Source organism: Limnohabitans sp. Jir72 (genome assembly GCF_003063575.1).
Classification (GTDB): domain Bacteria; phylum Pseudomonadota; class Gammaproteobacteria; order Burkholderiales; family Burkholderiaceae_C; genus Limnohabitans_A.
Window position 1 is genome coordinate 1 of record NZ_NESC01000025.1, and the last position, 3,774, is coordinate 3,774.

Annotated in this window: 5 protein-coding genes; 2 read left to right on the forward strand and 3 right to left on the reverse strand. The window is 42.3% G+C overall.

Going from position 1 to position 3,774, the window contains the following annotated elements:
* Positions 1-619: 619 nt before the first annotated feature.
* The 3 genes from B9Z52_RS17405 to B9Z52_RS17415 are packed head-to-tail and all read right to left on the reverse strand — an operon-like array spanning position 620 to position 1,972.
* Complete coding sequence (locus tag B9Z52_RS17405) at positions 620-958, reverse strand: hypothetical protein (RefSeq protein ID WP_108415106.1); 339 nt, start codon at positions 956-958, stop codon at positions 620-622.
* 2 nt (positions 959-960) lie between these two features.
* Positions 961-1,164: an AlpA family transcriptional regulator gene (locus B9Z52_RS18225; RefSeq protein WP_108415107.1), complete on the reverse strand. Its 204-nt coding sequence runs from the start codon at positions 1,162-1,164 to the stop codon at positions 961-963.
* A gap of 19 nt (positions 1,165-1,183) precedes the next feature.
* Positions 1,184-1,972 carry a hypothetical protein gene (locus B9Z52_RS17415; RefSeq protein WP_108415108.1) on the reverse strand — a complete coding sequence of 263 codons (789 nt, stop codon included), beginning with the start codon at positions 1,970-1,972 and terminating at the stop codon, positions 1,184-1,186.
* A 249-nt stretch (positions 1,973-2,221) separates the two neighbouring features.
* Between B9Z52_RS17415 and B9Z52_RS17420 the strand changes: the two genes are divergently transcribed.
* Both B9Z52_RS17420 and B9Z52_RS17425 read left to right on the forward strand, forming a co-directional pair.
* A complete protein-coding gene (locus tag B9Z52_RS17420; protein ID WP_108415109.1) occupies positions 2,222-2,659 on the forward strand; it encodes a hypothetical protein in 438 nt (145 codons plus the stop codon).
* 56 nt (positions 2,660-2,715) lie between these two features.
* A complete protein-coding gene (locus B9Z52_RS17425; protein ID WP_108415110.1) occupies positions 2,716-3,513 on the forward strand; it encodes a hypothetical protein in 798 nt (265 codons plus the stop codon).
* The last annotated feature ends 261 nt before the right edge of the window (positions 3,514-3,774 follow it).

Consider the following 3,774-nt stretch of genomic DNA (forward strand, 5'->3'; position numbering starts at 1 on the left):
CTTCTCGGCTGAGGTGCTTGTACATCTGGCAACTTGGACTTGGCGGTTTGAGTGACCATGATGCCTTGACATCCTCAGCCACCTATTACCGGGTTCATCTTTGTTGCACCTCGTACTTGAATCCGCCATATTCATTGCCAAGTGAGTAATTCGGTCAGGTACTCAACCGCACATTAAAAAGACAAAGCACATCTGTTAGGATTTTGCACTTTCGCTAATGTTTAAGCGTCCCGTAACTGGACGCTCACTCAAGCCACACACCTCGTCAGTCGCCAGCGTAGCGAATCCTTCAGGCATCCTCGGCCCTCACTCTGCTCAGGTCGGTGAAAAAATTCAGTGACCGCCGTTGTTTTGTCGCTTGGCATGATGAAGTATTGCTGCCCGATTGCTGCCGAACACTTTGGCCCAGCAATTCAGTCACCTGGTTTACGAATCCATTAGCGGTTCCAAGCGAAAGGAAGAGCCAGGAGCGCTCAAAACAGTTCAGTCAGTAGTTCCATGGCAGCGCCAGCGAAAGATCCGCCCCTGACTCGTTTGATGGCGTCACTTACTAGACATCGCTGAAATGAAAAAAGGGCGCTGCTTTCACAACGCCCCTCAAACTTATATCAATTGAAGTTCACGTGGTCTCGGTATTCGATTTTTCGACAAAGTCGAACAGTCCGGTATCAGCGAATCGTGGGGGCTTGTCTGCCTCATCATCAAGTGACTGACTATTTTTGGCTTTACGAAGATCGTCAATTGTGGTTAGACGAATTTTCGAGACCGCCGGAAACGGGCTTTCGTGCTCAGTACCGTCAAGAATCTCAAAGCCATACGGATACTTGGCATGAACGATCAAGCTGTTGTCAGCGGAGAACCGTTTGTACATCTCTTCGTAAGCCAAGTTGAGCGAAGACGCTTCAACGAAAAAATTCCCGATGCCCATGAGTTTGTAGTCAACGCGATATTTTTTCATGATCAAGCCTCCCCAACATTAGCGGCGATCAACGCCAACACATCAGATTCGCGCCAGCAAGTGGTACGAGAACCCAACTTGATCGGCGTCGGGAATTTACCCTCCGCCACACCAGCCCACCAAGAGCTTTTCGAAATGGGCAAATAGCCACGACGACCGGTCTTGGGGCAGCCACAGATGTCTTTGATACGAATAAGGCGATCCATTTTTCTTTCCTTTCAGTGCTCAGGCTACAGCCATGTCGGCCAATTTGTTCAGACGGGTGAAGTTGATGAATGAGGTCACCTCTTTCTTGGCGGCGTTGACATCAATTTGTACGGCAGCCGATGTTGTGGCTGCTTTTCGGATCAGGCTTTTGTGAACACCGTCGCTGGGGTTCTCGAAGACGTAAAGAATCTTGAAATCACCGTTTCCACAAGGCTCGGCAAGCATCACAACACGGGCACCAGCAGCACTGATCGGCAAGTTGACCGTGCCCAAAGGGACATCAGAGCGCTGGGCGATCAATTGCTCAACACTGTTCGTCGCTTTCAGAACTTCGTCACGACGATCAAGCGTCTCTTGGCTGTACGAGACTTTTCGGCTCACCTCGTCAACGCCGCCAGCAGCGCTGAGCCACTTGGCCAAGTCGGCTGATGAAACACCATTGGATTTGGCAGCCAGGATAGCGTACTTGTAGGACATCAAACGGCGACGATCTGCCTTGAACACATAGCGGATCAGCAGACCGAGAGTGTCACTGCTCTTACGGACATTGATGCCATCTTCGTTCAGCTTGCTCACCAGCTGCTGGCGAAGGGTACGACGGTCATCATCTTGGACGTTCACGAACTTGCTCTCATACACGCAGTAGACAGCTGACAGCAGGTTGTACAGGCGTGTGGTCGAATTCTTGTACTCGTTGTCTTGCCATGCTTGCCGCTCGGCGCACAGCTGGTCCAGTTGACGAAATGCTTTGACAGCGAATTCAAGATTAGTAAAGGATGGTTTGAAGGCGTTGACTTGATTACTCATGATGTCTTTCCGATCATTGATCTATCGGGCTTGCTGTCTGGCGAATTTGCCGTGTGTTGTGCTTCCCGATTGATATGAATTCTTTTCAATAACCGTTAGACTCCATATATCTCAATCAAACAGTTATGAATATGAACGACTCCAGCTCTGCTGAGTTCTATACCATAAGCATTAGGACACGAACCGCCGTTGTCTAGATGTTGATCGAATTTCCGAATTCGGGTAGTCTGACTCATTTATCATGATGAAATGACAGTCAAAACACAAAGAGCTCGTAGAGTGTTGAATGATGCACGTTTCGCATTGGAGAAATTCAAAGAAAATCCAATAGACGTTGACTTTCGTCATCTAGTTGTTTTGTGCTGCGTTCTAATTCGCACAGTTGGTGACGCACTGAAAAAAGAAAATGAAGAAGACAAAATCAATTTAAAAAAGCAAAATGACTATTATAAAAAAGTAATCTCGAGTGATAATTTGTACACGAATTTTATCAAAAGTTCGAGAGACTCTATCATTCATGAATACATTGCACGCATAGAATGGGAAAGTAACACCGATTTAGAAAAGAATCACAGTATGGAATACTTGATGAAAGAAGGAATATTCAAAGGAAATGATTTCAGAGAATTGGTGGGCCAATCCATTGAATTCTGGGAGAAGCATTTGACCTTAATAGAAAATATATAAAGACTGGTTATAAAATTTTCATTCAAATATTTAAAATAAATTATCGATACAGCCAAATGATAAATTTCTTTAAAGACAAAGAGGCAGTCAAATTCGTTGAACTAGCCACTAGAAATATAGATTATATCGAGTCCATATCTTACGACTTAATCAATCGTGATGACAGCGGAAGACTATCCAGAAATTCAAATGCAATCACTAGATGCTATGTTGGAACATATTTCTATTATTTACTTGATACCATTAGCACGGCAACAGACAAAGAAAAATTTAAAAATATTAAATTAGAATTATCAAAGAAGGTTGACGCTGATGTTTTGGCCTTGTGTGATGACATAAAAAATCATATCACATTACAAGATATTCCATATGTCAATCAAAGTTGTTCATGGATAATAAATAAAATCAATCTCGAAGGAATCTTAAAAGCACAAGCCATTGCACATCAATATCAAATATTTATAAATATATTAAGCTCACACATATGGAAATCTATTGGCTTAACAAATTACTCAACCGATGGCATTATTGAATCGTTTGCAAAAAGATATTTCGATAAAGATATTGCCATTAAGGTTTTGATTTGCATGATAATTACAGATTCGGAGGAAATAGAAGCATACGAAAAATACAAAGACAAAGAAAATACCAATACAAAAACAGCCATCTCCAACTTAAATATTCTTTTGCAAGAAAAAAATATTAATGATGGAAATTTACTAAATATAACTATGGCTAGATGTGATCTGTTACATCATTTTGCTCGTGGCGTAGGTGGTCATTTAACTACAGTTGGAATAAGAATGGAAAAAAATTGTGATTTATTAATGGAGATGGCATTGAATAAATGCTAAGGCAAATTAAACAGAAAACCAAGAAATCTCAATAAACATAAGATCATCACAGTTATTAACCTAAATATTTTATATTTTCAATTGGATAACCAATTTAATCAACCAATAAAGACGCGCGATCAAATGATTATTTTGTCGTCCCTGCAAAACCTCTACAACCCGCATGAATGCTGATGATCTGGGGTGAATCCGGATGGGCAGAACTCTCAAATAGATATCCAATGGAGCCTGTTTTCTGGGAGTTTTTGAAAGCAGCGCCAT